Origin of the sequence: Rodentibacter haemolyticus (genome assembly GCF_015356115.1) — a bacterium.
In the GTDB taxonomy this organism is placed as follows: Bacteria; Pseudomonadota; Gammaproteobacteria; order Enterobacterales; family Pasteurellaceae; genus Rodentibacter; species Rodentibacter haemolyticus.
Window position 1 is genome coordinate 1,503,096 of record NZ_CP063056.1, and the last position, 25,728, is coordinate 1,528,823.

The 25,728-nt window shown below is 40.1% G+C and carries 23 protein-coding genes and 1 pseudogene; 8 read left to right on the plus strand and 16 right to left on the minus strand.

Annotated elements, in window-relative coordinates:
• Positions 1-189 precede the first annotated feature (189 nt).
• The 9 genes from lptD to ilvY all read right to left on the minus strand — a co-directional run bounded on the left by lptD (position 190) and on the right by ilvY (position 9,228).
• Positions 190-2,532, minus strand: a complete 2,343-nt coding sequence (gene lptD / locus IHV77_RS07090; RefSeq protein WP_194811301.1) for an LPS assembly protein LptD — start codon at positions 2,530-2,532, stop codon at positions 190-192.
• Positions 2,533-2,578: 46 nt separating this feature from the next.
• Entirely contained in the window at positions 2,579-3,127 is a 549-nt protein-coding gene (locus IHV77_RS07095; RefSeq protein WP_194811302.1) for a DNA-3-methyladenine glycosylase I, read from the minus strand.
• Positions 3,124-3,942, minus strand: a complete 819-nt coding sequence (gene aroE / locus IHV77_RS07100) for a shikimate dehydrogenase (protein WP_194811303.1) — start codon at positions 3,940-3,942, stop codon at positions 3,124-3,126. Before aroE ends, IHV77_RS07095 begins: the two co-directional genes overlap by 4 nt.
• 3 nt (positions 3,943-3,945) lie before the next feature.
• Positions 3,946-4,497 carry a Sua5/YciO/YrdC/YwlC family protein gene (locus tag IHV77_RS07105; protein ID WP_194811304.1) on the minus strand — a complete coding sequence of 184 codons (552 nt, stop codon included), beginning with the start codon at positions 4,495-4,497 and terminating at the stop codon, positions 3,946-3,948.
• Positions 4,494-5,036: a DNA topoisomerase family protein gene (locus IHV77_RS07110; RefSeq protein ID WP_194811305.1), complete on the minus strand. Its 543-nt coding sequence runs from the start codon at positions 5,034-5,036 to the stop codon at positions 4,494-4,496. The genes IHV77_RS07105 and IHV77_RS07110 overlap by 4 nt, the downstream gene beginning before the upstream one ends.
• 23 nt (positions 5,037-5,059) lie before the next feature.
• On the minus strand, positions 5,060-6,994 hold the full coding sequence (locus tag IHV77_RS07115; protein WP_194811306.1) for an ABC transporter ATP-binding protein: 1,935 nt from the start codon (positions 6,992-6,994) through the stop codon (positions 5,060-5,062).
• Positions 6,995-7,017: 23 nt separating this feature from the next.
• Complete coding sequence (gene glpE / locus IHV77_RS07120) at positions 7,018-7,335, minus strand: thiosulfate sulfurtransferase GlpE (RefSeq protein ID WP_194811307.1); 318 nt, start codon at positions 7,333-7,335, stop codon at positions 7,018-7,020.
• A gap of 78 nt (positions 7,336-7,413) precedes the next feature.
• Entirely contained in the window at positions 7,414-8,319 is a 906-nt protein-coding gene (gene rarD / locus IHV77_RS07125; RefSeq protein WP_194811308.1) for an EamA family transporter RarD, read from the minus strand.
• 30 nt (positions 8,320-8,349) lie between these two features.
• Positions 8,350-9,228 carry an HTH-type transcriptional activator IlvY gene (gene ilvY / locus IHV77_RS07130; protein ID WP_194811309.1) on the minus strand — a complete coding sequence of 293 codons (879 nt, stop codon included), beginning with the start codon at positions 9,226-9,228 and terminating at the stop codon, positions 8,350-8,352.
• A gap of 194 nt (positions 9,229-9,422) precedes the next feature.
• Here ilvY and ilvC point away from each other — a divergent pair, with 194 nt between their 5' ends.
• Positions 9,423-10,901 carry a ketol-acid reductoisomerase gene (gene ilvC, locus IHV77_RS07135; protein ID WP_194811310.1) on the plus strand — a complete coding sequence of 493 codons (1,479 nt, stop codon included), beginning with the start codon at positions 9,423-9,425 and terminating at the stop codon, positions 10,899-10,901.
• Between the two features lie 86 nt (positions 10,902-10,987).
• Here the strand turns inward: ilvC and IHV77_RS07140 are convergent, their stop codons facing one another.
• Entirely contained in the window at positions 10,988-11,929 is a 942-nt protein-coding gene (locus tag IHV77_RS07140) for a sugar ABC transporter substrate-binding protein (RefSeq protein ID WP_194811311.1), read from the minus strand.
• Positions 11,930-12,160: 231 nt separating this feature from the next.
• Here IHV77_RS07140 and IHV77_RS07145 point away from each other — a divergent pair.
• From IHV77_RS07145 to IHV77_RS12050, 4 genes and pseudogenes are all read left to right on the plus strand, one after another.
• A pseudogene (locus IHV77_RS07145) lies at positions 12,161-13,655 on the plus strand (sugar ABC transporter ATP-binding protein).
• 13 nt (positions 13,656-13,668) lie between these two features.
• Positions 13,669-14,697: an ABC transporter permease gene (locus IHV77_RS07150; RefSeq protein ID WP_194811312.1), complete on the plus strand. Its 1,029-nt coding sequence runs from the start codon at positions 13,669-13,671 to the stop codon at positions 14,695-14,697.
• A gap of 3 nt (positions 14,698-14,700) precedes the next feature.
• Positions 14,701-16,176 carry an FGGY-family carbohydrate kinase gene (locus tag IHV77_RS07155; RefSeq protein WP_194811313.1) on the plus strand — a complete coding sequence of 492 codons (1,476 nt, stop codon included), beginning with the start codon at positions 14,701-14,703 and terminating at the stop codon, positions 16,174-16,176.
• Positions 16,177-16,300: 124 nt separating this feature from the next.
• Positions 16,301-16,525, plus strand: coding sequence for a hypothetical protein (locus IHV77_RS12050; protein WP_194811314.1), 225 nt, complete (start codon positions 16,301-16,303; stop codon positions 16,523-16,525).
• Positions 16,526-16,694: 169 nt separating this feature from the next.
• Here the strand turns inward: IHV77_RS12050 and IHV77_RS07165 are convergent, their stop codons facing one another.
• The 5 genes from IHV77_RS07165 to IHV77_RS07185 are packed head-to-tail and all read right to left on the minus strand — an operon-like array spanning position 16,695 to position 20,363.
• Positions 16,695-17,510 carry a shikimate 5-dehydrogenase gene (locus IHV77_RS07165; RefSeq protein WP_194811315.1) on the minus strand — a complete coding sequence of 272 codons (816 nt, stop codon included), beginning with the start codon at positions 17,508-17,510 and terminating at the stop codon, positions 16,695-16,697.
• Positions 17,511-17,517: 7 nt separating this feature from the next.
• Complete coding sequence (cysE, locus tag IHV77_RS07170) at positions 17,518-18,315, minus strand: serine O-acetyltransferase (RefSeq protein ID WP_194811316.1); 798 nt, start codon at positions 18,313-18,315, stop codon at positions 17,518-17,520.
• Between the two features lie 9 nt (positions 18,316-18,324).
• Positions 18,325-19,329 (minus strand): NAD(P)H-dependent glycerol-3-phosphate dehydrogenase, encoded by a 1,005-nt coding sequence (gene gpsA / locus IHV77_RS07175; protein ID WP_194811317.1) that lies wholly within the window; start codon positions 19,327-19,329, stop codon positions 18,325-18,327.
• Between the two features lie 56 nt (positions 19,330-19,385).
• Complete coding sequence (secB, locus tag IHV77_RS07180; protein WP_194811318.1) at positions 19,386-19,901, minus strand: protein-export chaperone SecB; 516 nt, start codon at positions 19,899-19,901, stop codon at positions 19,386-19,388.
• A gap of 15 nt (positions 19,902-19,916) precedes the next feature.
• Complete coding sequence (locus IHV77_RS07185) at positions 19,917-20,363, minus strand: rhodanese-like domain-containing protein (RefSeq protein ID WP_194811319.1); 447 nt, start codon at positions 20,361-20,363, stop codon at positions 19,917-19,919.
• A 442-nt stretch (positions 20,364-20,805) separates the two neighbouring features.
• Here IHV77_RS07185 and ansB point away from each other — a divergent pair, with 442 nt between their 5' ends.
• From ansB to IHV77_RS07200, 3 genes are all read left to right on the plus strand, one after another.
• Positions 20,806-21,849 carry an L-asparaginase 2 gene (gene ansB, locus IHV77_RS07190; RefSeq protein WP_194811320.1) on the plus strand — a complete coding sequence of 348 codons (1,044 nt, stop codon included), beginning with the start codon at positions 20,806-20,808 and terminating at the stop codon, positions 21,847-21,849.
• Between the two features lie 158 nt (positions 21,850-22,007).
• Positions 22,008-23,330, plus strand: a complete 1,323-nt coding sequence (locus tag IHV77_RS07195; protein ID WP_194811321.1) for an anaerobic C4-dicarboxylate transporter — start codon at positions 22,008-22,010, stop codon at positions 23,328-23,330.
• A 110-nt stretch (positions 23,331-23,440) separates the two neighbouring features.
• Positions 23,441-24,076, plus strand: a complete 636-nt coding sequence (locus IHV77_RS07200) for a hypothetical protein (RefSeq protein ID WP_194811322.1) — start codon at positions 23,441-23,443, stop codon at positions 24,074-24,076.
• A 65-nt stretch (positions 24,077-24,141) separates the two neighbouring features.
• On the opposite strand, the gene ilvA is transcribed toward IHV77_RS07200, so the two are convergent.
• Positions 24,142-25,683 carry a threonine ammonia-lyase, biosynthetic gene (gene ilvA, locus IHV77_RS07205; RefSeq protein ID WP_194811323.1) on the minus strand — a complete coding sequence of 514 codons (1,542 nt, stop codon included), beginning with the start codon at positions 25,681-25,683 and terminating at the stop codon, positions 24,142-24,144.
• Positions 25,684-25,728: the final 45 nt, after the last annotated feature.

Below are 25,728 nucleotides of genomic sequence, written 5' to 3' on the forward strand. Positions count from 1 at the left end.
AATACACCAATAGAGGGGTTAATGATGAAATGGTGCGTTACGCAACCAGTCCCCGATAAATATTGGTGATAAAATTCTCTTTGTGCGACTGATACATAATACCGGTTAATTAAGCGCAATAAAAAATAAAGAATGTAAAAAGTGCGGTTAAAAATATCCTTGTTTTTTAACCGTACTAAATTCTTTCTGCTATAAACTATAGGCCTTAATATAAGGTAGCTTCCCTTTTTCAAGCATTTCCTGAATATCGCTTTGGTGATCATTATTGCCTAAACCGCGCAACTCAAAAGTCACGCCGATACTATTATCATACACGACTTCATCTTGTCTCTGATTCTGACGGCTGGTGACGTAACGTCTTGCACCGACACCTATCGCCCAACAACAACTGTTATATTGCACACCGATATATTGTTCCACCGGCTTTTTCAATGCTAGATCTTGGTAGTATTTTCCAACAACTGCCCAATTATCCGTCACTTCCCACGCAGCAACCATACCTAATTGTCGAATGTCTTGATTATAAGCATTTGACGAGCGACCTAAATTTTGGTCGATATAAGCTTGGCTTGCATAACGGTAGTTCAACTGAATCAAATTATTTCTCGCCGGATTATATTCAATACTGGTATTTGCCAATGAGGTTTTCTTCAGCTGAGTGTCATATTGATAGCTGCCACGCCAGTTCCAATGATCATTGAGTTTCCAGTTAGATTCCAATGCCCAAGAGGAAGATGAACGTTGGGTGCTATTTGACGGATTATTATCAATTCGGGAATCCGTTAAATAATAGATTTGCCCGGCCGATAGGTTAAAACGCTCTGTTGAATGTCTGTCATAAAAGCGTGTAGTTCCCCCCACCGTTACCTGATTGGCGGAAGAAATGCGGTCTAAACCGCTATAACGACGATCACGAAACAAAGAATAATAATCTTGTTGAACCAAGGCGGAATCATAACCAAAGCCTAAATAATCATTGGTTAATTTTGACCCGATATTGCTTTGATCACGATATGGACGATACAAATATTGCACGTGCGGTTCAAAAGTTTGCGTGTAATCTTTTAAGAAAGTCGTACCACGCGCCAACACGGTTTGTAAATCAACTTTAACCTGTGGAATGACACGATTTACCTTATGCTGAACATCCTCCGCCCCCGTACCTGGGCCTTTTTTCTGCTGATAACGGGTTGCGTAAAGTTTGGTTTCAATATTCAGGCTTCCGTATTTGTTTGACATTGAGCTCACCAAACTCGGTTCAAGGTGAAAACGCCATGCCGTTGGCATAAGACTGCTATCGTTATCAAACCGAACAGCCTGTGAGAACAATTTAAAATCTAACCAGCCATTCGCTAAATCATTTTTGTAATAGTTAAAATCTATTTGCGGTAAAGCACGATAAGGCCCCACCGAAACTTCATCAAAAATTTGGAATTGACGTGCCGAAATCACGAAATTGTAATGAGGTTGATAGTACGCAACGCGTGCATATTGATTGGCATAGCCATCCGTGCTACTTCCGTAATCAGAAGTGAAATCGGTAAAATAACGCTTATCACTTACACGGGTGTAATCTACATTAAAACGCCAATTTTGAAGAAAGGAGGAACTATGATTCCAATAGAAGAGATGACGTTTGCGGTTATCGCCATAGTATTCATCATAACGATCCCGTCCTAAATATTCACCGGCGATTTTACCTTCACCGATAGGTATCAAATAACGAAGCTCGCCGTTTAATTGCCAACCACGATGAGACATATATTTCGGCGTGATTGTCGCATCATAATTCGGTGCAATATTCCAATAAATCGGTTGCGCAAACCAATAACCGTCACGGCTAGAACTTCCCGCACTCGGCATTAATAAACCGGAACGACGGCGATCACCGATTGGTAATTGCAAATAAGGGGTATAAAAAATCGGTACGCCAAGCACTTTGAAACGGGCATGCCACATTTCCGCATATTCTTCTTTTACGTATTGGCGAATTTCCGAAGCATCTACCGCCCAAGCATTATCCCCCGGTAAACAGGAAGTAAAGGTCGCATTTTTCATTACACGCGTATCATTATGCAACGCAATATGCTGTGCTTTACCACGTCCCTGGCGGCCAACCAATTGATAATCCGCTTCAGTGACGTTACCGTCTTTGGAATCAAGATTAAAATCGGCACTTTGCCCTAACATATTGATTTGATCGTCTTTATAATCAAATCCACCATTTACATAAGCAAAACGCTGAAGTGCCGTGCCTTCACCAATTTGTTTTACTTCTACGGAATCCGCAAGCAGGTGACGATGACCTTGTTTCAGTTCCGCCTTTCCTTTGTAAATTGCGTTTGTCGGCTGATTGATTTCCGCCTCATCCGCTTCAATATAAACCGGTAAGTCATTCGGCTCACCGGATACCTTTTCACCGGAAAACTTCGGTACACCCGTTAAACATTGCGAGCGTAAATCCGCAAAGCTCATTTGGCTGTAAAGTGCGGTCAAAATAGAGAGCGAAATTAAAGTATATTTTTTATTCATAATTCAATTTTTTCATTGACGAAATTGGAGCGATTATACTGGAAGATCATTTGCAACAACAACCATTAATGTGGTCATTGACTAATCCCATCGATTGCATAAAGGCATAGCAGGTGGTTTCCCCCACAAATACAAACCCTCGTTTTTTTAACGCTTTTGACATCGCTTTAGAGATTTCTGTCTTTGCAGGCACGACGGATAAATCCGGTATATCATTGACTATCGGCTTATGATCGACAAAAGACCAAATAAAATCGCTAAAATTTTCACCGCACTTTTCCATCTCAAGAAATGCTTTCGCATTTTTCACAATGGCTTCCAATTTTGCACGGTGACGAATTAGCCCCTCATTTTTCATAAGTTCATCAATATCAAGTGTGGTCATTTTCGCCACTTTTTTTGGTTCGAATTGATAAAATGCTTTGCGATAAGCATCACGTTTTTTCAAAACGGTGATCCACGAAAGCCCGGCTTGTTGCCCTTCCAGACAAATTTTTTCAAATAATTTCCGGCTATCAAATTCAGGCTTGCCCCATTCATTATCATGATAATCAATGTAAATCGGTAATTTTCCAACCCATGAACATCTTGTCATCGCATTTCCTTTTTGAGTTGTGAATAAACCGCAGCAAAATCAGGCATAATGCCACGCCATAAATAAAACGAATGCGCCGCTTGCGCCACTAACATACCAAAACCATCGCTTACCTTTGTCAATCCTAAACTTTTGCAGAAGGCAATAAATGGGGTATCCGCCCTTTGAGCGTATTGCATATCATAAAAGGCGTTGCCGAGTTGCAGAATTTCCGCTGAAACCGAGACGGTATTGCCGCTTAATCCGGCAGAGGTTGCGTTAATAATGAGATCATAAGATTGCGGAGGAATGCTATCCATTGCCACGGCTTGAATATTGCCATAAGGTTGAAATTTATCGGCAAGAGTTTGCGCTTTGGCTAAAGTGCGGTTGGTCAGCACGATATTTTGCTGAGCTTGCAACAAAGGCAATAACACGCCCTTTGTTGCCCCCCCTGCGCCTAAAATCAGAATTCGTTGGTTGGGTTTTATCCAATTTAATCGTTCCAAATCCGTTACCAAACCAATGCCGTCCGTATTATCCGCATACCATCTTCCGTCCTCTAATTTTTTCAGAGTATTACAGGCTTCCGCCAGCTTCGCCCGCTCGCTCCGTTCATCAGCTAGTTGATAGGCGGGTTCTTTGAAAGGAGAAGTGATATTACAACCTTTTGCGCCTTCAGCAAAAAAAACGGTAAGTTGTTGCTCAAAGGTTTCAAGATCGCCTAATTTCGCAACATATTCTATGTTTTGTTGAGTTTGTTGCGCAAATTTGCTTTGAATCAACGGTGATTTACTTTGTGCAATAGGATTACCCCATACAGCATAACGATCCATAAATTATCCTTGTCTAAAAAGTTGATTGGTGAGCAAATCGCGAATTTCGGAGGGATTTTCTGCATTACCGACAACCTCCTCCAATACAGGGAAATTCTCGCCGAATTGCAACCGCACTTCCTCTGCCGTACGGCAAGGCGAAGCCCCCGTCAAATTGGCACTGGTGGAGGTCAGTGCAAAACCCGTTGCTTGGCAAAGCGCTTTCACCGCAGGATGACGGCATAAACGCACCGCAATGCTATCAAATTTTCCGGTCAGAAAGTTTGGCACATCTTCTTTCGCCGGTACAACCCAAGTTGTAGGGGTGGCGTACTCACCTTTTAATAAAGCAATGTGCGCCTCGTTCAAACGGGTAAAATCAATGAATGGCGAAAAATAAACCAAACTAGGGGCGACCAAAATCAAGCCTTTTTCCATTGGGCGTTGTTTCAAATTAAGTAATTTTTTGACCGCACTTTCGCTTAACGGATTGCAGCCTAAACCGAACACCGCCTCGGTAGGATAAGCGACAACTTGATTTTGCACCAGATATGCAGCGATTTGTTGTAAATTCATTTAGAAATCTCAAAAATATGGCGACAAGTTTTTTTTGCACATTGCATCACCTTTTTTTCCTCATTTTCACTTTTCACTAAAGCAAGGGGAAAATGGCATTTCGGGCAAGGGGATTCACAGGGTTTTGCCGGAAGAGAAAATTTACAATGGGGAAAATTATCACAACCATAAAAGGTTTTTCCTTGTCGCCCACGGCGTGCGACTAAATTCCCCGTTTGACATTCCGGACAAGCCGTTTGAGTTTCCGTTTTCTGATCTTCATGTGCGACAAAATCGCATTCCGGATAAGCACTGCAACCGATAAACATACCGAATGCGCCTTGTTTTAATTGCAAAACCGAGCCGCATTGAGGGCAAGTTTCGTCCAGTTCCTTCAATACCTTATTTTCCACCCGTTGCAAGGGGCGTAGATAATCACATTGCGGATAGGCACTGCAACCTAAAAACAGCCCTTTTTTGCCTTGTTTTATCTGCAAAATCGCATCGCATTGAGGGCAATATTGTTCTTGTTTTGTGTGCTGAAAAAGGGATTGACTCATCTTATTAATTTAATATCCATATATTAGGCATTCAACATTTCTTCTAAGCTTTCTTGCGATGCCATCCATTCTGTTTCTACACCTTCTAATGCTTTTTTGGCATCCACTTGTTGACTCAAAAGTGCGGTCAATTTTTCTTTATTTTCCGACTGATAAAGTGCCGAATCCGCCAGTTGATTTTCTATTTCCGCCAGCTGCTCGGAAAAACGGGTCATTTTCTCTTCCAGTTGGGCAATTTTTTTACGCAATGGTGCGGTTTGTTGACGTAATTCGGCTTCACGGCGTTTTTGTTCTTTACGGTTGAGATAAGCGTTAGGCTCTGAATTCGTGTTTTCTGTCGGCGTATTTTCTTCCTTTGACTTTGCAGAAGAGAGGTTATTTTGCTCTATCAACCACTTTTGATAATCCTCCAAATCACCTTTAAATTCCTCTACTTGTTTGTCATGCACCAAATAAAATTCTTCCACAGTATTACGTAATAAATGGCGATCGTGCGACACCACTACCAATGAGCCTTCGTAATCAACCAAGGCTTCCGTTAACGCTTGGCGCATATCAAGATCTAAGTGGTTGGTCGGTTCATCAAGCAACAGTAAATTGGGGCGTTGCCACACTATTAAGGCTAAAACCAAACGGGCTTTTTCACCGCCGGAAAAAGATGAAACGGGTTGATTGACTTTATCACCGTGAAACGCAAAGCTACCGAGATAATCACGAACTTGTTGCTCCGTTTGTTCCGGTGCAAGTTTTTGCATATGCCATAAAGCGGATTCTTCGGCACGCAACGTATCCAACTGATGTTGTGCAAAATAGCCGAGTTGTACGCCTTTGGCAAGCTGAATCGTACCGGAAAGTGCGGTCAATTCGCCTGCCAAAAGTTTAATCAGGGTGGATTTTCCCGCACCGTTTTTTCCCAGCAAGCCAATGCGCGAACCCGGTACGAGATTGAGTTTAATTTTACTCAGAATTTCAACCGCACTTTCGCTGCTGCCATAACCTGCACTGGCTTGCTCTATCATCACTAAAGGATTCGGCAAGGATTGCGGCGCACGAAAGGAAAAAGTAAACGGATTATCCGCATAAGCCGGGGCAATCAATTCCATACGCTCCAAGGCTTTCACGCGGCTTTGAGCCTGTTTGGCTTTTGTCGCTTTGGCTTTAAAGCGATCAATGTAACTTTGCAAATGGGCGATTTTTTGTTGTTGCTGGCGATACATTGCCGCCTGTTGCGCTAGCTTGGTGGCACGTTGAACTTCAAAAGAGGAATAATCCCCCGTGTATTCATTCAATTTTTGATGTTCAATATGTAGGATTTTATTGACGATCGGATCAAGAAAATCGCGATCGTGAGAAATCAACACCAATGTGCCTTGATAGTTCACTAACCAGCGTTCCAACCAAATTACCGCATCCAAATCCAAATGGTTGGTGGGTTCATCAAGCAATAACAAATCCGAAGGGCAAAGCAAGGCTTGCGCCAAATTCAACCGCATTCTCCAACCGCCTGAAAATGATTTTACCCTCTGCGTTGTTTCCGCCTGAGTGAAACCTAAACCGTGCAACAAGGTTTCCGCACGGGATTGAATAGTCCACGCATTAATGGCATCGAGCCTGTCGTGAATATATGCAATCGCATTTCCATCATCGCGTTCGTTCGCTTTCTCAAGTTCTGCCTGTAAACGGCAATATTCACGATCGCCCTGGATCACATAATCTAAGGCGGAAATCTCCAACGCCGGTGTTTCTTGATTCACCCACGACACCGTCCAGTTTGACGGATAAGTGATTTCTCCCCCTTCCGGTTGAAGTTCTTTTTTTAGCAAAGCGAACAAAGAGGACTTACCGCAACCGTTTTTTCCCACCAGGCCTACTTTTTGTTTTGGGTTAATCGTTGCCGTTGCATTTTCAAGCAATTCGGTTTGCCCACGTTTTAAGGAAATATTATTAAATACAATCATTTTATTTCAATTAAAGCCAAAAACTAATATGCCGTATCCACCGGCAATTCTGCCTTTATCCAAGCCTCAAATCCGCCAATCACACTATATACGTTCTCATAGCCTTGTTCTGCCAAGAAAGTCGCTACGTTACGGCTACTTACGCCGTGGTAGCAACTAATAATGATTGGTGAATCGAAGTCCACCCGTTCTTCAAATTGTAAAAAACTTTGATTGGTCAAATGGAACGCACCTTTAGGGTGAGAATAAGTATAACGTTGTTCATCACGTACATCGGCAAGCATTGCGCCTTGCTGCGCCATTTCCCAAGCTTGTTGCGGGGTGATTTCTTTAAATGACATTATAAAGATCCTTTTGCGTGCTGTTTGTATAGTAAATTAAATTTAAAAATGTCTACGGCATTGCTGCGCCTCACGGTACTATTTGTACTGTCTTCGGATTGCGGCTTTGTATCCGTTTTTATTTAATTCACTACACACGCCATCAATAATCACGAGGCTCATCGCCAAGGCTAAACAGATAAAAAGCGGATAACTTTCTCCATCAATTTGTTCACCGATAAAAAATGAAACAAACACCATCATAATGGTTTCGACATAACCCAAAAGCCCAAGCAAATTCATCGGCAACATATTACTGGCTATCACATAGGCAATTAATGCCGTACCACTGATAAAACCTAGCATCACAAGCAATCCCCAAATATTCGGATTGCTTTGTTCAACCGTCACAAAATTTGTTTTCAAGGCAAAATAAACACTTATCGGCATTAAACAGAATATTTCAAGACAAAAGGAAGCAAGATCGGTATTTTTCAATGCTTTTCGGATAGAAAAATAAGCCGTGTAACCCACGGAAACGACAATCGCCTCCCAAGATAATCCGCCTTTCATTATGATATTAGAAATCACACCAATCGTTGCAATAACAACCGCGATAAATTTAAGGGTAGAAATACGTTCTTTGAAAATTAATCTTCCTGCTGCCACCATCACTATCGGCAATAATAAATAGCCGAAAGAAACACTCATTGAGCTACCGTTATTCGGCGCCCAAAGAAAAAGCCACATTTGAAAGCCCATTAATGCGCCGCAAATCAAATAAGAGAGGGCAAAGTGCGGTTGTTTTCGGAGATGTTTTAGGCGGGTAATCAGCGATTCTTTCTGTTTGAATATCAATACGGCAAATACCACAAAAGGAAAGGTAAAAATCATTCGATAACCAAAAATATCCGTTCCGCTCAAAGGCTTAAGTAGTGTGGAAAAATAATACATATAGCCGAATAAAAAAGAGGCTAATAATGAAGTAAAAACACCTTTAAACATAAATACTCCTTAAATTTTACTGTGTTCATTCTATTCCAACATAGCCCAAAATGCACGGATTAAGGGATGCGCTAAATGCCTTTTCTGTGTACAAATCCCCAACTCAAAAGGCTCAATCGGTACATCTAAATTTAAACGGGAAATTTGATTATTCATCGGGCTGTTATTAATCACTTCATCAGGCAACATCGCTAAGCCGAATCCCAACCCAACCATAGGTACAATCCCCTCGTGTCCGGCAACAGTGGCATAAATCTTAGGATGGTTAATTTTTTTCTCACGTAGCCATTGTTCGATCCGCTGCCGTGCGTGACCTTCCACAGGAAAAATAAAAGGCATTTGTTGCCAGTTGATCGGCTTTTCTTGCAACAACTGGGTGGCTAAACAAGCAATACGCGGTGCAATCAACGAAAGTTTAATATCATCGATTTTATGAAATGCGATGCTTGCCGGTAGATGGTTAGGCTTTCCTGCAAGCGCGAGATCCGTTTGTTGGGTTTGAATTAACTCGACCGCGAGTGCCGGATCGCCGGTGGTGAGTTGAATTTCCACCTTCGGATAACGCTGACGAAACTGCTTTAATATCTGTGGCAAGTGACTGTAAGACGCAGTAACGGAACAAAAAAGTTTAAGTTCACCGCTCAGTTCATCGGATTCATCTTTAAGCTGTTGTTTAAATTGCTGCCAATTCTGCCATTCGTTTTTGGCAAATTGATAAAATTTTTCCCCCTTTTCCGTTAAGCATACTTGACGGTTATCACGAATAAAAAGCCTGTGCCCAATCTCTTCTTCTATTCGCTGAATTTGACGTGAAAGCGTGGAGGGAGACATATGGTTTTGATTGGCAGTTTTGGCGAAGTTTTGGGTATCCGCTAATTTAGTGAAAAGGTAGAGATCTTGAAAATCCATACAATCGTCCTCTTAAATAATTGTTATCAGGGTTTTGCTTAACGAGCAAAACACTCAAAGCAACTGATTGCAAAAATTGCAACGCTAAATACCAATAATATCACTTTACGCAATAACAAAAAATCTTATAATTTCATTAAAAATATGCAAACACAACATCATACAATCATTCACCCTTACACAAAGGAAAACATATGGCTAACTATTTCAATACATTGAATTTACGTCAAAAATTAGACCAATTAGGTCGCTGTCGCTTTATGGATCGCGAAGAATTTGCCGATGAAGCAAACTTCTTAAAAGGTAAAAAAATCGTGATCGTAGGCTGTGGTGCGCAAGGTTTAAACCAAGGTTTAAATATGCGTGATTCAGGATTAGATATTAGCTATGCGTTACGTCCGGAAGCGATTGCCGAAAAACGCCCCTCCTTCCAACGTGCGACTGAAAATGGTTTCAAAGTAGGCACTTATGAAGAATTAATCCCGACCGCAGATTTAGTGATTAATTTAACGCCGGATAAACAACACTCAAAAGTTGTAGCAGACGTTATGCCATTGATGAAAAAAGATTCTGCATTCGGCTATTCACACGGTTTTAACATTGTTGAAGTAGGCGAGCAAATTCGTAAAGACATCACCGTTGTGATGGTTGCCCCAAAATGTCCGGGTACAGAAGTACGTGAAGAATACAAACGTGGTTTCGGTGTGCCTACACTAATCGCCGTTCACCCTGAAAATGATCCGAAAGGTGAAGGAATGGAAATAGCGAAAGCGTGGGCTGCGGCAACCGGAGGTCATCGTGCCGGCGTATTAGAATCTTCATTCGTAGCAGAAGTTAAATCCGATTTAATGGGTGAACAAACTATTCTTTGCGGTATGCTCCAAGCTGGTTCTATTGTGTGCTACGACAAATTAGTGGCAGACGGTAAAGATCCGGCGTATGCGGGCAAATTAATCCAATACGGTTGGGAAACCATCACCGAAGCCCTCAAACAAGGCGGTATTACATTAATGATGGATCGCCTATCAAATAGCGCAAAATTACGTGCGTTCGAGCTTTCCGAACAAATTAAAGAAAAATTAGGCTTCCTCTACTTCAAACATATGGATGACATCATCAGCGGCCATTTTTCCGAAACAATGATGGCAGACTGGGCGAACGGAGATAAAGATTTGTTGTCATGGCGTGAAGCGACAGGTAAAACCGCTTTTGAAAACGCACCGAAATACGACGGTAAAATCAGCGAGCAAGAATATTTTGACAACGGTGTATTGATGATCGCTATGGTAAAAGCCGGCGTTGAACTTGCTTTTGACGCAATGGTTGCCAGTGGCATCTATGAAGAATCCGCTTACTATGAATCACTCCACGAATTACCGTTAATCGCAAACACCATCGCACGTAAACGCTTATACGAAATGAACGTGGTTATTTCTGACACTGCCGAATACGGTAACTATTTGTTCTCTAACGTAGCCACCCCGATTTTGGCAAAAGAAATCATTCCGAACCTTCAAAAAGGCGATCTAGGCGAACCGACTCCGGCCGTTGAAATCGACAATATCACTTTACGTGATGTAAATGATGCCATCCGTAATCACCCGGTTGAATTAATCGGTCAAGAATTACGTGGCTATATGACAGATATGAAACGTATCGCCGTTGCGGGTTAATATTAAATTAAACCAAGTAAAAAACCGATTTGCTTTATATCAAATCGGTTTTTTTATTAACTAATAATTAATCAGTAACCGCACCCTTAATAATTTTTAGATTGCGCTTTATCTACCACCACGGGATCAACATAAAAAACTTGTGGAATTTCCTCTTTATTAATCTGTTTCAATGCACTTTCAATCGCAATGGCAACTTGCTTTTTAGGAAGTTGATCAATTGTATTTTGTAACTTACCTTGTTTCACATATTCGATTGCTAGCGGAATACCGTCATACCCGGTTACTAATATCTTGCCGGCTAAATTAGCATTTTCCACAGCGGTTACTGCGCCTATCGCCATATTGTCATTCGCTGCAAAAATACCATTAATATCCGGATTTGCGGTTAGAATATTACCGGCAACATTCAATGCCTGTTCGGTTTCCCAATTTGCAGATTGTGAAGCAACAATGTTGATTTCCGGTGCTTCACTGAAAGCTTTTAATGCTCCCGCCTTACGTTGCTCCCCATTATCTACACCGGGAATTCCCTCTAAAATAGCAACCTTGCCTTTTCCTCCCATTGCATCTATAAGATTTTTTGCCGCTAAATAACCGCCTAAAAAATTATCGACCCCTACATAGTTAAAAACCAGTCCTGCTTTTTTAGCGGCTTCCGCATCAAGACGAACGTCTAAATCAATAATTGGAATACCGGCCTTTTTAGCCTTTTGAAAGGCGGGAATAAAGGCGATTGAGTCGTTAGGTGTAACAATAATTGCATCGACTTTTTTGGCAATCATATTTTCGACCAAACCGACCAATTGTTCGGTAGAGTCCTCTTTTTCCGCCACCTGGATAGTTAAATCAACATTTAGTTTTTTAGCGGTCTCTTCCGCACCTTGTTGCATAGAAATAAAATATTCGTTACTCAAGGTTTTCATCAATAAAGCGATTTGCGGTTTATCCGCCGCATTGACTGTTGCCGATAAAGAAAGCCCCATTGCTGTCGTTTTGAATAAATTTGTTAAAAATGTTTTTTTCATAAAAATATCCTCATAGAAATGGATTGATAAAATCTGATCTGTAATTTTAAAATTAATTTAGTTTAGTCACTTTTACCTAATAAAAATGTGATAACTATCACAAAAATAAAAAATACATATAAAAAATGTAATAAAGATAACATTTTTGTGATTAAAGTCTCATTTTTTGTGAAATAGATAGATTATGCTACAGCATATATTTATGCAATTCATTTATTTGGAGGAAAATAAATGCAAAATGCAGAGCAGATCATATTGGAGCTACAGAATATTAATAAAAGTTTCTTTGGCGTCCCTATTTTAAAGAATATTAATTTAAAAATTACGACAGGAGAAGTACATTGCCTTGTTGGAGAAAATGGGGCAGGAAAATCAACGTTATGTAAAATTATAGCCGGCATATATTCAAGAGATAGTGGAAAAATATTTTATCAAAATACCTATTTCTTACCTAAAACCGTTAAAGAAGCACAAACCTTAGGTATTGGTTTTATCCACCAAGAGCTAATGTTGGTACCTCAGTTAAGCGTTATGGAAAATATCTTTCTTGGAGCAGAACATTCAACTTTTTGCGGGAAAATGAATTGGAAGGTAATGCGAAAAAAAAACCGAGCAAGTTATTGAAGAATTAGAACTTGATATAAAACCTGATGATTTAATTTCCGATCTATCTATTGCTCAACAACAAATGGTAGAAATTGCAAAAGCGATATTAGGAGAATATAAAGTTATTATTTTTGATGAGCCGACAGCCTCTATTTCAAGAAAAAATACGGAAATATTATTTAAAATTATTCACAAATTAAAATCAAAAAATGTTGCAATGATTTATATTTCTCATCGATTAGAAGAATTTAAACATATTGCAGATAAAATTATTGTTTTACGAGATGGCGAAATTACCGGTGTATTAAATTATCAAGATACGACATCAGAACAAATCGTTAAATTAATGATAGGAAGGGATATTGATTTTAGTCATTACCAACGACAATGTACTTTTACCGAAGAAAAATTACGGGTAGAACATCTTTGTAATAAAAAGTTAAAAGATATTTCCTTCCACTTAAATAAAGGTGAAATTCTCGGATTTGCAGGACTTGTCGGAGCCGGTCGAACAGAGCTTCTACGTGCTATTTACGGTGCGGATGAAGTTAGCGGTAAAATTTATATTGACGGTCAATCGGTTCGTATTTCCTCTCCGGAAAGTGCGGTCAAATTAAAGATAGGATTTATTACGGAAGACAGAAAATCACAGGGGTTAGTACTGGGATTAAGTATTAGGGAGAATATTACATTACCGATTTTATCTAAATTTTGGCGGAAATTTTATCTTGATAAAAAAGCAGAACGGTTACTCGCTGAAAAAAATCGAGAAAAATTAAAAATCGTATCTAAAGATCAAAATCAGCCAACTAAAACTTTATCCGGAGGCAACCAACAAAAAGTCATTATTGCACGCTGGTTAGAAAGCGGGGTTAATATTCTCTTTTTTGACGAACCGACGAGAGGAATTGATATTGGCGCCAAATCAGAAATCTATGATTTGATGCGACTATTTGTCAATAGCGGAGGTAGCATTATTATGGTTTCTTCCGACTTACCGGAATTAATCACAATGTCTGATAGGGTTATTGTAATGCGTAACGGCGAAATAGTAAAAGAAGTTACGGAAAAAAATGACATCAATGAAGAAAACCTTATGCGCTTTATGATTGGAATTTAAAAGAGGATCAATTATGTTGAATATCAAAAAAATAATTTCTAAATTAGGTATCGGTATCGTATTGTTATTTATGATCGTGGGTATGTCCTTAAAATCCGATGTATTTTTATCAACAAATAACATTCTTAATATTTTCTTACAGGTATCCGTTATTTGTATTATTTCCATAGGAATGACTTATGTGATTTTAACCGGAGGGATTGATTTATCTGTCGGCTCCATTGTCGCACTTTCAGCCGTATGTCTCGGTATTTTTATTCACAGCGGTCTAAAATGGTTAGGTAATGATATTTCATCAATCGGTGTTATGTCGGTAGTCGGATTATCTATTTGCGGGGCAATTTTAGTGGGCGCATTATGCGGGTATATCAATGGTCTTATTATTGTTTACGGTAAAGTTACCCCATTTATCACCACATTAGGCATGATGGGAATAGCAAGAGGGCTGGCTTTGACATTATCAGAAGGGAAAACTATTTACAATTTTCCGGAACAGCTGCGCTTTTTTGGTAATGGACAACTTTCATTGGCTGAAAATGTGTATATTCCGGTTCCTATGTTAATTGCAATTATGGTTGTTTTAGTGAGTTATTATGTACTAACCCAAACGATTTTTGGCAGACAAATTTATGCTTTGGGAGGAAATCGTGAAGCGGTTCGTTTATCCGGTATAAATACAAATAAGTTAGAAATTAAAGCCTATGTCATTAACGGGGCATTGGCTGCATTAGGTGCGGTGATTCTAGTTGGACGCCTAAATGCAGCTCAACCAATTGCCGGAACAGGTTATGAATTAGATGCCATTGCAGCAACAGTTATTGGAGGAACCAGTTTGATAGGCGGTGTCGGTTCTGTTATTAGCACATCGATTGGCGCATTAATTATGGGCGTTTTGCAAAACGGCTTAACATTGCTAAATGTTACTCCTTACTTACAACGTTTGATAATAGGATTAGTCATTATTCTCGCGGTATTTTTAGATCAAGTAAGACGAGGAGAGGTTTCAACCGGTGCATTAAAAAGAATCATTTTTCGGGAGTAATTTATGAATTATTATTTAGGCATAGATTGTGGCGGTACCTTTATCAAGGCATTATTGATCAATCAACAGGGAGAATTTGTAGATTGTGTAAAAGAAAATATCGGGGTTCTCAGCCCACAAGCCGGTTACGCCGAACGTGATATGTCAGCACTATGGCAATCTTGCGCGAATGTAATTAATAAGTTAATTACACAGGCTGGAATTTTTTCTCAACAAATTAAGTGCGTAGGGATTTCTGCTCAAGGAAAAGGTGCATTTTTATTAGATAAAAATCACCGCCCTTTAGGTAATGCAATTTTATCTTCCGATCAAAGAGCCTACACCATCACAAAGATATGGAAAGAGAAAAAAATAGATCAAAAATGTTATGCTTTAACAGCACAACATCTTTGGAGCGGACATCCCGTTTCAATATTAAAATGGATAAAAGAAAACGAACCAAAACGATATAGCAATATTGGCTCGGTTTTAATGTCACATGATTATTTACGTTTTTGTTTAACCGGAGAACTTTATTGCGAAGAAAGTAATATTTCAGAATCTAATTTTTATAATATTCATACCCGCCAATATGATATCGAATTATTACGATTATTTGATATTGAAGAAACTTATTCGGTTCTTCCCCCAATTATCAAATCTAACCAAATCGCAGGCTATATTACAAAAAGTGCGGCTAAAATTTCGGGGCTTTCCGAAGGAACACCGGTTGTCGGGGGCGCTTTTGATGTCACTGCTGCGATATTATGTGCCGATATAAAAAACGAAAAAACAATTAATACGATTCTTGGAACTTGGAATATTGTGAGTGGCATCTCATCAACATTCAAATATAATGAAAAACAACTTATTCATGGTGCGTATAATGGAAAATATTTAGTTCATGATGATAGTCCAACATCCATTGCTAACCTAGAATGGTTCTTATCTCAATGGCAACATAAAAGTTATGACCAAATTAACTTAACAGTGAGTAAACTCCCCCCTGTTTCAACAAATATTCTCTTTGTGCCTTTTTTATATGGCTCAAATTTCGGTAATTTACCCGGCGGAATATACGGATTGCAAACTCATCATACTCAAGCTCATCTTTTACAAGCAATTTATGAAGGTGTTATTTTCGCTCTCATGCATCATATAAATAGAGTTAAGGAATTATTTCATAATGCAGATAGGCTTTGTGTAATGGGAGGAATTACAAAATCAACCATCTGGTTACAGATGCTGGCCGATATTTCCGGTATGGAATTAGAAATATTAGATATTGATGAAGCCGGTTGTTTAGGCGCTGCACTACTCGCTATGCAAGGTTGTAATATTAATACGTCTCATATTTTAGAAAAATATCATCGGCATAAAAGATATATATCCCCAAATAGTAAAAATATTTCTTTATACCGAAATAAATACACCCGCTATTTAAATTTGATTTCTGTGTTAAATGATATGGATTCAAAGGAAATTGCTCATGGAAGATAAGAAAATCCACTCAAGAATGGCTCAATTAACCTTAAACAAAATAGATAAAATTCATTTACGAGAAGTAGCTTAAATTCCGGATAATATAAAATTTACTGCCGTACGCTGTTCAATTAATACCTTTATGGTATTACAAGAAAAAACAAACTGTGAAATTATTCTATGCGGCGGAAAATACTCTCGGGATAATGCATTAATAAATACGATTCATCCTCAAAATATTCTTACACATATTTGCACAGCAAAAGCATTTATTGCCGCCTCCGGAATACATACCCGATACGGAGTAACTTATTTCCGGTTTAGTGAGTCCCACACTAAAATAATAGCAATGACAAAAGCACAATAAAAAAATCTTGTATTTGCTCATATTAAAACAAAGCGTTCTCACTCTGCCTATATCAGTGAATTACATCAGTTTGCTCAAGTTATTTGCAATAAAATATTACCTAATGAATTTAATTATCCCTTAAAACGACAATTAATAGAGAGGCTGTGAAATAGCTCCCCGCACATTTCTAACTATTTTCCCTCGCAAATGCCGCTGCTTCAGCTACTAATTCATCACTTGGACGTTGGTGTGTATAGCGCTCAAATTGTTCTACTGCTTGCAAAACAATAACTTCGGCACCAAAAATAATTTGTTTACCTAAACTTTCGGCATAACGAATAAAGGGCGTTTCAGTAGGGAGCGCCACCACATCAAAAGCAACATTGGCAATCTCAATCATCGATTCAGGGAAGGACAAATTGTTTTCCTCCTTGCCGCCTTGCATACCAATCGGCGTCACATTCACTAGGATTTCAGCCTGTTGATTTTCAATGGAATCAATATATTCATAGCCATAAAGTGCGGCCAAATATTGCCCTGTTTTTGCATTGCGGGCATACACTTTCAAATATTTAAAGCCGCTATTCTTAAATGCGGCAACCACGGCTTTTGCCATACCGCCACTACCATGAACAATCACACTTGAATTTCTATCTAATTGATATTTCTCAATTAATTTGACAATCGCAATATAGTCGGTGTTATAGGCACGCAAAACACCATCATCATTTACAATCGTATTCACAGATTCTATCGCTTGCGCCGAAGGGTGAATTTCATCTAAAAACGGCATACAGCTTTCTTTAAAAGGCATAGAGACCGCGCAACCGCGAACGCCCAATGCACGTATGCCTTTTACGGCATATTCGATATCTTGTGTCGTGAAAGCTTTATAAATAAAGTTTAACCCCAATTTTTGGTATAAATAATTGTGGAACATCGTGCCGAAATTACCCGGTCGACCTGAAAGGGACATACAGAGTTGCGTATCTTTGTTGATCATTTTCACCTTAAATATTCAAATTTATACCATCATCAATAAAATATTGATTCATTTCAAATGCCGGTTTCGCTTCTTTATCTTTTCCGATAATGCGCGCAGGCACGCCGGCTGCGGTGGCATATTCGGGAATAGGTTGAAGTACTACGGAATTCGCCCCGATTTTTGCATATTTACCCACTTCAATATTGCCCAGAATTTTAGCACCAGCACCAATCATAACCCCCTCACGTACTTTCGGATGACGATCACCGGATTCTTTGCCTGTTCCGCCCAAAGTTACGCCTTGCAAAATCGACACATCATTTTCAATAACGGAAGTTTCCCCCACGACAATACCTGTGGCATGGTCAAACATAATGCCGTGGCCGATTTTCGCTGCAGGATGAATATCCACATCAAAGGCAACGGAAATTTGATTTTGTAAATAAAGAGCAAGCGCTTTACGGTTTTTCTGCCAAAGATAATGAGTAATACGATAGCTTTGAATGGCATGAAATCCTTTTAAATAGAGCAAAGGAGTAGACCACAGCTCCACCGCAGGATCACGCTGGCGCACGGCTTTAATATCGCAGGCGGCACTATCAATAATCGCGGGCTCCGCTAAATAGGCTTCTTCAATAATTTCACGCAGGGAAATCGCCGGCATAATCGGGTTTGCCAGTTTATTCGCAAGTAAGTAGCTTAATGCACCACCGAGATTTTGGTGCTTTAAAATCGTGGAGTGAAAAAAACTTGCGAGCATGGGTTCATTCTCAACTAATTCTTTCGCTTCTTGGCGAATGTGTTGCCATACCTCTAACGTCATCGTTCCTCCTTATTCACCTTTGCGTTCACGCCCTAGTAAACTATGTGCCACATCCTGTGCGGATTTGCCACAGAAGAGCATTTGATAAATTTGTTCTGTAATCGGCATTTCAACGCCTTGCCGCTTGGCGAGTAAATAAGCCTCTTTGGTGTTATAAAATCCTTCCACTACCTGTCCGATTTTCTCCATTGCAGTTTGCGTATCCAATCCTTCACCAAGCATTAATCCAAAGCGGCGATTACGCGACTGATTGTCGGTACAGGTAAGCACTAAATCGCCTAGCCCCGACATTCCCATAAAAGTATGAGGATTTGCACCAAGCGAAACACCTAAACGGCTAATTTCGGCAATTCCCCGAGTAATCAATGCAGTACGAGCATTCGCACCAAACCCCATTCCATCGGAAATTCCCGCCCCAATTGCAATCACATTTTTAATTGCGCCGCCAAGCTGAACACCAATCATATCCGTATTCATATACACACGAAAATGTTTACTGCAATGGATTCGCTCCTGAAACTCAAGGGCAAATTGTTCATTATTAGAACCCAAGGTGATTGCAGTCGGCAAACCTTGCGCGAGTTCTTTAGCGAAAGTCGGGCCTGAAAGTACGGCAAGCGGATAATTTGTACCAAACTGTTCTTCCACTACTGTCTGTAAAAGTCTTCCCGTATCGCGTTCTAATCCTTTCGTTGCCCAAATAAGTCGATGATGAGGCTGTAAGTGCGGTCTAATTTTACTGAGAATTTCATTGAAAGCGTGACTTGGCACAACAATGAGAATATCTCGCGAGCGATTTAGGGCTTGGACAAGATCAGATTCTAAATACAGTTCATCAGGGAAGGGAATATCCGGTAAAAAACGGTGGTTTTGACGTTCCGTTTGCATTTGTTGAATATGCACCGGATTATGACCCCAAAGATAGGCCGGTGAACCGTTACGCGAAAAAGAAATTGCTAACGCAGTGCCGTAAGAGCCTGCGCCAAGCACAGTGATGGGGGATTGAGGTATCATAGCGTCTCCTCAAAAACAAAGGGCAAGCCCAAGACTTGCCCTTTCTTATCAAAAAATTAATGTTGAGTTTCTTTTGTTTCTTCAGCCGATGTATCTTCCGCCGCTTCTTGCTGACGGTTCATATACTCAATGAATAACGCATCAAAATTCACCGGAGAAAGATTTAATGCCGGGAATGTACCACGGTTTACTAAGCTTGAAATTAATTCACGCGCATAAGGGAATAACATATTTGGGCATTGTGAAGTTAAGCAATGCGTCATTTGAATATCTTCCAATCCGCTAATTGTAAATACACCGGATTGTTTCACTTCACAAATGAAAGCCAAATCGCCCGAATCTTCCATCGTGGTTTCAACGGTAATGTTTAGGGTAACTTCGTATAGATCATCACCTAATTGCACGGTTTCGGTGCTTAAATCGAAACCGAGTTTAGGTTTCCATTCTTGATGAAAAATATGAGGAAGATTCGGTGCTTCGAAGGATACATCTTTCACGTAAATACGTTGAATTTGAAGTACTGCTTGTGATTCTTCTGCCGTCACTTCCGGTTGTTGATTTTGTTCTGACATAAGTTAGTTCCTTATTTATTTGTGTTTTTTAACAATCGGTAAATTCGCTCCCATCCAAGCAGCAATACCTTCTTTTAATACATAAACGCGTGCAAAGCCCTGTTTAGTCAGCAATGCCGCAGAAGTCGGTGCAGAAATACCATTCACATCAACTAAAATTAATGGTTTTTCTTTATGTTGCTCGATTTTACCTAAATTTGCATTTTTAATATCGCTTGGAAGAAGGTTAATACTGTTAATGATATGGCCTCGTTGATATTCATCTAAAGTGCGAAGATCGATAACTACCGCATCTTCATTATTTATTAAACGAATGGCTTCAGGATGTTGAATAATTTTAAATTTCTCAGTCGCAGATTTAAAAAAGGTGTAAATCACTACGGCAAAAATGGCAAACCAAGAAACCGTTAACAAAGTGTGCTTTTGAGCAAATTGAATTGCATCAGGTAGAAATTCTTGCATTGTTGTTCCAATAATATGTCAATTAATATTCAGCTGAAATAGGGGCTAAGTATAACCGTACTTGCGTTATCTTTCAAAAAAATTCTTATTTTTATATCTAAACGACAAGTCAGATTATTTCAGCTCCATGTAATTGCCACATAATACCGAATATCCGTAAATGTAAGTTCTACCATCGTATCCACACTAATACTAAGAAAACTTCAATCTAAACGACCGCACTTTTTAGCGATCTATCCTCATCGCTAGGCAAAAGATCCATTTCAGTAATTAGTGTTTCACCTTAATGCAACTTTGCTTGCCACAAGAAATAATCCGGTTATATCAACAAGAACGCTTAGAAAAAAATTTTGTGATCGGGATCATAAATTTGATTTTTAATGATTCCATACAACCCTATTTAGGTAGATGATACCCCAGGTTTTACCTCAAGGAGTCTTCTATGAAATTAAATAAATTAGCATTTTCTTTGTTCTTAGGTATTTCAATGGCAAATGCTGCCGAATTACCCAATATTACGATTCTTGCTACCGGCGGGACTATCGCCGGTAGCGGCCAAAGTGCGGTTAATTCGGCTTATAAAGCGGGTCAGCTTAATGTTGATACTTTAATTGAAGCCGTGCCTGAAATGCAAAACATTGCGAAAATTAAAGGCGAACAGATTGTAAAAATCGGTTCACAAGATATGACGGATGAAGTATGGCTGAAACTTGCGAAAACCATTAATGCTCAATGTAAAGACACGGACGGTTTTGTCATTACGCATGGTACGGATACGATGGAAGAAACAGCCTATTTTTTAGATCTGACCGTAAAATGCGAAAAACCGGTGGTGTTGGTGGGCGCAATGCGACCTGCAACGGAGAAAAGTGCGGATGGTCCATTAAATTTATATAACGCCGTGGTTGTTGCAACGGATAAAAAATCCGCCGGACGCGGCGTATTGGTTGCAATGAATAACGAAGTGCTTGGCGCTCGAGACGTAACCAAAACCAGCACAACGGCGGTTCAAACTTTCCATTCGCCAAACTTTGGTTCATTAGGCTATATTCATAACAGCAAAGTAGATTATGAACGTTCGCCGGAAAGTAAACATACCGTTAATACGCCATTTAATGTTGAAAAATTGGATAGTCTTCCGAAAGTAGGCATTGTTTATGCCTATTCCAATGCGCCGATTGAACCGTTAAATGCGCTTTTGGATTCCGGCTATCAAGGCATTGTGACAGCTGGGGTCGGGAACGGTAATGTGAATGCAGCTCATTTGGAACGCTTGGAAAAAGCGGCGAAAGAGGGCATTGCAGTCGTGCGTTCTTCCCGCGTACCAACCGGTTACACAACCCGTGATGCTGAAGTAGATGATTCACAATATGGTTTTGTCGCTTCCGGCACGTTGAATCCGCAAAAAGCGCGCGTGTTATTACAGCTTGCTTTAACGCAAACCAAAGATCCGAAAGTGATTCAACAATATTTTGAGGATTTCTAAATCACGAAAAACGAGGTCAAAATCGACCGCACTTTCACTTTATGGTCGGGTACGGAATTTTATTGATCTAAATTATAGAATCACTACCTGTTTGTTGCTATATTAGCGTGCGTTTTATAGCAGAATAATAATTTTTTTATCAACTTAGGGGGGGCAGTATGTCTGCAATGTTTTTATTACAATTTGCCATCGTGCTATTGTGTATCCTTGTCGGTGCGCGAGTAGGTGGTATCGGTTTAGGTGTATTTGGCGGCTTAGGTCTTGCCATTCTCTCATTCGGTTTCGGCTTAAAACCCGCCGGTTTACCAATTGATGTAATGTTTATGATTATGGCGGTTGTTGCTGCAGCGGCGGCAATGCAAGCGGCAGGTGGTTTAGATTATATGATCAAAATCGCTACCAAGATTTTACGCCGTAATCCGAAACACATTACATTTATCGCGCCGGCAGTAACTTGGTTATTCACGTTTTTAGCCGGTACCGGTCACGTAGCCTATTCGGTATTACCGGTTATTGCCGAAGTAAGTCGTCAAAACGGTATTCGTCCGGAACGCCCGCTTTCCATGGCGGTTATCGCTTCTCAATTCGCAATCGTTGCAAGCCCGATTGCAGCGGCTGTTGTTGCGGTGGTTGCCTATCTTGAACCGCAAGGTTTTTTACTTGGCGATGTATTAATCGTCACTATTCCGGCAACTCTTTTAGGTATTTTCCTCGCTTGCATCTTTGTAAACAAAATGGGAAAAGAGCTTAAAGATGATCCGGAATATCAACGCCGTTTAAAAGATCCGAATTATGCGGATGCGCTTGCTTCTTCTACAGATGTAAAAGAAATGGAAGTTAGTAACACAGCAAAAATTTCCGTAGCTTTATTCTTATTCGGCGCATTACTCGTTGTATTGATGGGTGCAATACCGAGCCTACGCCCTATGTTTGACGGAAAACCTATGGGTATGGCACATACGATTGAAATCATTATGCTCTCTATTGGTGCGTTAATTATTCTAACCTGCAAACCGGATGGTACGGAGATTACCAAAGGCTCTGTATTCCATGCCGGTATGCGTGCCGTTGTCGCTATTTTAGGTATCGCTTGGTTAGGGGATACCTTAATGCAAGCACACATGACCGAAGTGAAAGAAATGGTGAAAAACTTAGTAGAAACCGCACCATGGACGTTCGCCTTAGCCTTATTCGTACTTTCTGTCTTGGTAAACAGCCAAGGTGCAACCGTTGCGACCTTGTTCCCGCTAGGGATCGCATTAGGCATTCCTGCACCGGTCTTAATCGGGGTGTTCGTTGCAGTGAACGGTTATTTCTTCGTCCCTAACTATGGTCCGATCATTGCTTCTATTGACTTTGATACTACCGGCACAACAAAAATCGGTAAATACATATTCAACCACAGTTTTATGTTGCCGGGTTTATTAAGTATGGTATTTAGCGTAATCATTGGTTTACTCTTGGCCAATGTGCTGCTCTAATAAAACAATGGATAAAAAGCGGTGCTTTATGCACCGTTTTTTATTAATCGTGAACTTATTATTAAAATCCATTTCTAAAAACATCATTTCTTTCAAGATAAGGAACATCAATGAAGTTATTCAAAATCCTTTTTGCAACACTTATGATCTACATTCCGACCGTCTGGTCGGCCGCTGATTACAATGTCAAATACAGCTCAAACTATTTAATGCCGGCCTATGTTCACTTCAAAGCGGACGGCTCGCAATATTCCGTTAATGCGAAAATCAATATCCCGCTTTACAACATTGTATTCCTCTCCCGCGGAACACAAACCCCGACCCAATTTAAAATGGTAAATTATCAAGATATCCGAAACGGCAAACCTTATGCGGTCTCAAAAATATCCCCTAACACCATCGAATACGGCAAAGTGAAAAACAGATTGGAAACAACGCCTCTGACTCTCCCTACTTTTGATTTGTTCACAATGGCATTTCAACTGAGCTATTACGATAAACTACCAAACAGCTTCCAAATCACCAATGGTAAAAAATTGTACCCAATGGAAAACATAAATGTGAAGAAAAGTGAAAAACAAATTGACTACAATAAACAAAAAGTTACTGAAATCACCTACATTTTCAAAACGGGTAATAAAGATATTATGGTGAAAAAATTCGCCGGTGAACAATTTCCCCGCTATATCAAATATTCTAGAGACGGCGATGATTACGAATTAGAATTTAGTGAGTTTGTGAAATAAAAAAAGAGAGAAAAATAACCGCACTTTAGGGAGAAGATCAAAGTGCGGTCGTTTTTTAATTGTTTTTAACGTAGGAAATAACGATAAGATTTGCTTTCCGTAACGTCTTCATACACATAATTTAACTGCGCTAAAACCCGTTCAAATTCGAGTCGTTCGGATTCATCAAGATGGAATCCGGCAAGAATGTTGCCATAGTCCGCGCCATGGGCGCGATAATGGAATAATGAGATATTCCAACGGTTTTGCAAGGTTTCTAAGAATTTCAATAATGCGCCTTTTTGTTCCGGAAATTCAAAGGTGTAAAGGCGTTCACTATGGTTTGCGACACGACCGCCCATTAAATAGCGGACGTGAGTTTTCGCAATATCATCATCAGACATATCTTCCACATCAAAACCGTTTCGTGTGAGATCGGCGATAATATCCGCTTTTTCTTGCTCGTCTGCGGTACGCACCCCCACAAAAACGCAAGCGCGTTTATCATCGGCATAGCGATAGCTAAATTCCGTTACCGCACGGCTGCCTAATACTTGAACGAATTTTAAGAAACTGCCCGGCTGCTCCGGCATTGTTACCGCAAGCAAGGCTTCGCGATTTTCTCCGATTTCGCAACGCTCGGAGACATAACGCAGAGTGTGGAAATTCAAGTTTGCACCGGATAAGATCGCTGCCATATTTTTGCCTTGAATATTATGTTGTTTCACGTATTTTTTTAAACCGGCTAACCCGAGTGCGCCGGAGGGTTCGGAGACAGCACGTACGTTTTCAAATAAATCTTTCATTGCTGCGCAAACTTCATCACTTTCCACCAACACCATGTCATCAAGATATTGCTGACATAAACGGAAAGTTTCATCACCAATGCGTTTTACCGCTACACCATCGGCAAATAATCCCACGTGTGCAAGATCGACCGGTTCGCCTTTATCCAACGCTGCATTTAAACACGCCGAGTCTTTGGATTCTACACCGATTACTTTAATTTCAGGCATAAATTGTTTTAAAACCAGTGCCACTCCGGCAGTTAAACCGCCACCACCGACTTGCACGAAGACATAATCCAAATCCGCCACTTGCTGTAACATTTCCATTGCAAGCGTTCCCTGACCTGCAATCACAAGAGGATGATCAAATGGCGGGATAAATGTCATTTGTTTTTCTTTGGAAAGCTCAAGGGCTTTTGCTTTGGCTTCATCAAAATTTGCGCCGTGCAGCAATACTTCGCCGCCGAAAGAACGTACAGCGTCCACTTTAATACTCGGTGTATTTTGTGGCATGACAATCAAGGCTTTTAAACCAAGTTGTTTTGCGGATAATGCCACACCTTGCGCATGATTACCGGCTGAAGCGGCAATTACGCCCGCTGCTTTTTGTTCCTGAGAAAGACTGGAAATCATTGCGTATGCGCCTCGCAATTTAAAACTATTTACCGACTGGCGATCTTCGCGTTTGATCCAAATATTATTATGTATGCGTTCTGATAATTTACCCATCTTTTGCAATGGCGTAACTGTTGCGGCTTCATAAACACGTGAGCCAAGTTTTACCACCGCATTAATATAATCGTTTTGAGAGGGTTGAGGATTGGTGAGTAAGTTTTTCATAATATTGCTCGTAGGCTAGGATAGCCCATCATTAATATAACTATA

Coding starts and splice junctions, on each gene's coding strand:
- lptD (WP_194811301.1), bottom strand. CDS start 2,532: ATGAATAAAAAATATACTTTAATTTCGCTCTCTATTTTGACCGCACTT.
- IHV77_RS07095 (WP_194811302.1), bottom strand. CDS start 3,127: ATGACAAGATGTTCATGGGTTGGAAAATTACCGATTTACATTGATTAT.
- aroE (WP_194811303.1), bottom strand. CDS start 3,942: ATGGATCGTTATGCTGTATGGGGTAATCCTATTGCACAAAGTAAATCA.
- IHV77_RS07105 (WP_194811304.1), bottom strand. CDS start 4,497: ATGAATTTACAACAAATCGCTGCATATCTGGTGCAAAATCAAGTTGTC.
- IHV77_RS07110 (WP_194811305.1), bottom strand. CDS start 5,036: ATGAGTCAATCCCTTTTTCAGCACACAAAACAAGAACAATATTGCCCT.
- IHV77_RS07115 (WP_194811306.1), bottom strand. CDS start 6,994: ATGATTGTATTTAATAATATTTCCTTAAAACGTGGGCAAACCGAATTG.
- glpE (WP_194811307.1), bottom strand. CDS start 7,335: ATGTCATTTAAAGAAATCACCCCGCAACAAGCTTGGGAAATGGCGCAG.
- rarD (WP_194811308.1), bottom strand. CDS start 8,319: ATGTTTAAAGGTGTTTTTACTTCATTATTAGCCTCTTTTTTATTCGGC.
- ilvY (WP_194811309.1), bottom strand. CDS start 9,228: ATGGATTTTCAAGATCTCTACCTTTTCACTAAATTAGCGGATACCCAA.
- ilvC (WP_194811310.1), top strand. CDS start 9,423: ATGGCTAACTATTTCAATACATTGAATTTACGTCAAAAATTAGACCAA.
- IHV77_RS07140 (WP_194811311.1), bottom strand. CDS start 11,929: ATGAAAAAAACATTTTTAACAAATTTATTCAAAACGACAGCAATGGGG.
- IHV77_RS07150 (WP_194811312.1), top strand. CDS start 13,669: ATGTTGAATATCAAAAAAATAATTTCTAAATTAGGTATCGGTATCGTA.
- IHV77_RS07155 (WP_194811313.1), top strand. CDS start 14,701: ATGAATTATTATTTAGGCATAGATTGTGGCGGTACCTTTATCAAGGCA.
- IHV77_RS12050 (WP_194811314.1), top strand. CDS start 16,301: ATGGTATTACAAGAAAAAACAAACTGTGAAATTATTCTATGCGGCGGA.
- IHV77_RS07165 (WP_194811315.1), bottom strand. CDS start 17,510: ATGATCAACAAAGATACGCAACTCTGTATGTCCCTTTCAGGTCGACCG.
- cysE (WP_194811316.1), bottom strand. CDS start 18,315: ATGACGTTAGAGGTATGGCAACACATTCGCCAAGAAGCGAAAGAATTA.
- gpsA (WP_194811317.1), bottom strand. CDS start 19,329: ATGATACCTCAATCCCCCATCACTGTGCTTGGCGCAGGCTCTTACGGC.
- secB (WP_194811318.1), bottom strand. CDS start 19,901: ATGTCAGAACAAAATCAACAACCGGAAGTGACGGCAGAAGAATCACAA.
- IHV77_RS07185 (WP_194811319.1), bottom strand. CDS start 20,363: ATGCAAGAATTTCTACCTGATGCAATTCAATTTGCTCAAAAGCACACT.
- ansB (WP_194811320.1), top strand. CDS start 20,806: ATGAAATTAAATAAATTAGCATTTTCTTTGTTCTTAGGTATTTCAATG.
- IHV77_RS07195 (WP_194811321.1), top strand. CDS start 22,008: ATGTCTGCAATGTTTTTATTACAATTTGCCATCGTGCTATTGTGTATC.
- IHV77_RS07200 (WP_194811322.1), top strand. CDS start 23,441: ATGAAGTTATTCAAAATCCTTTTTGCAACACTTATGATCTACATTCCG.
- ilvA (WP_194811323.1), bottom strand. CDS start 25,683: ATGAAAAACTTACTCACCAATCCTCAACCCTCTCAAAACGATTATATT.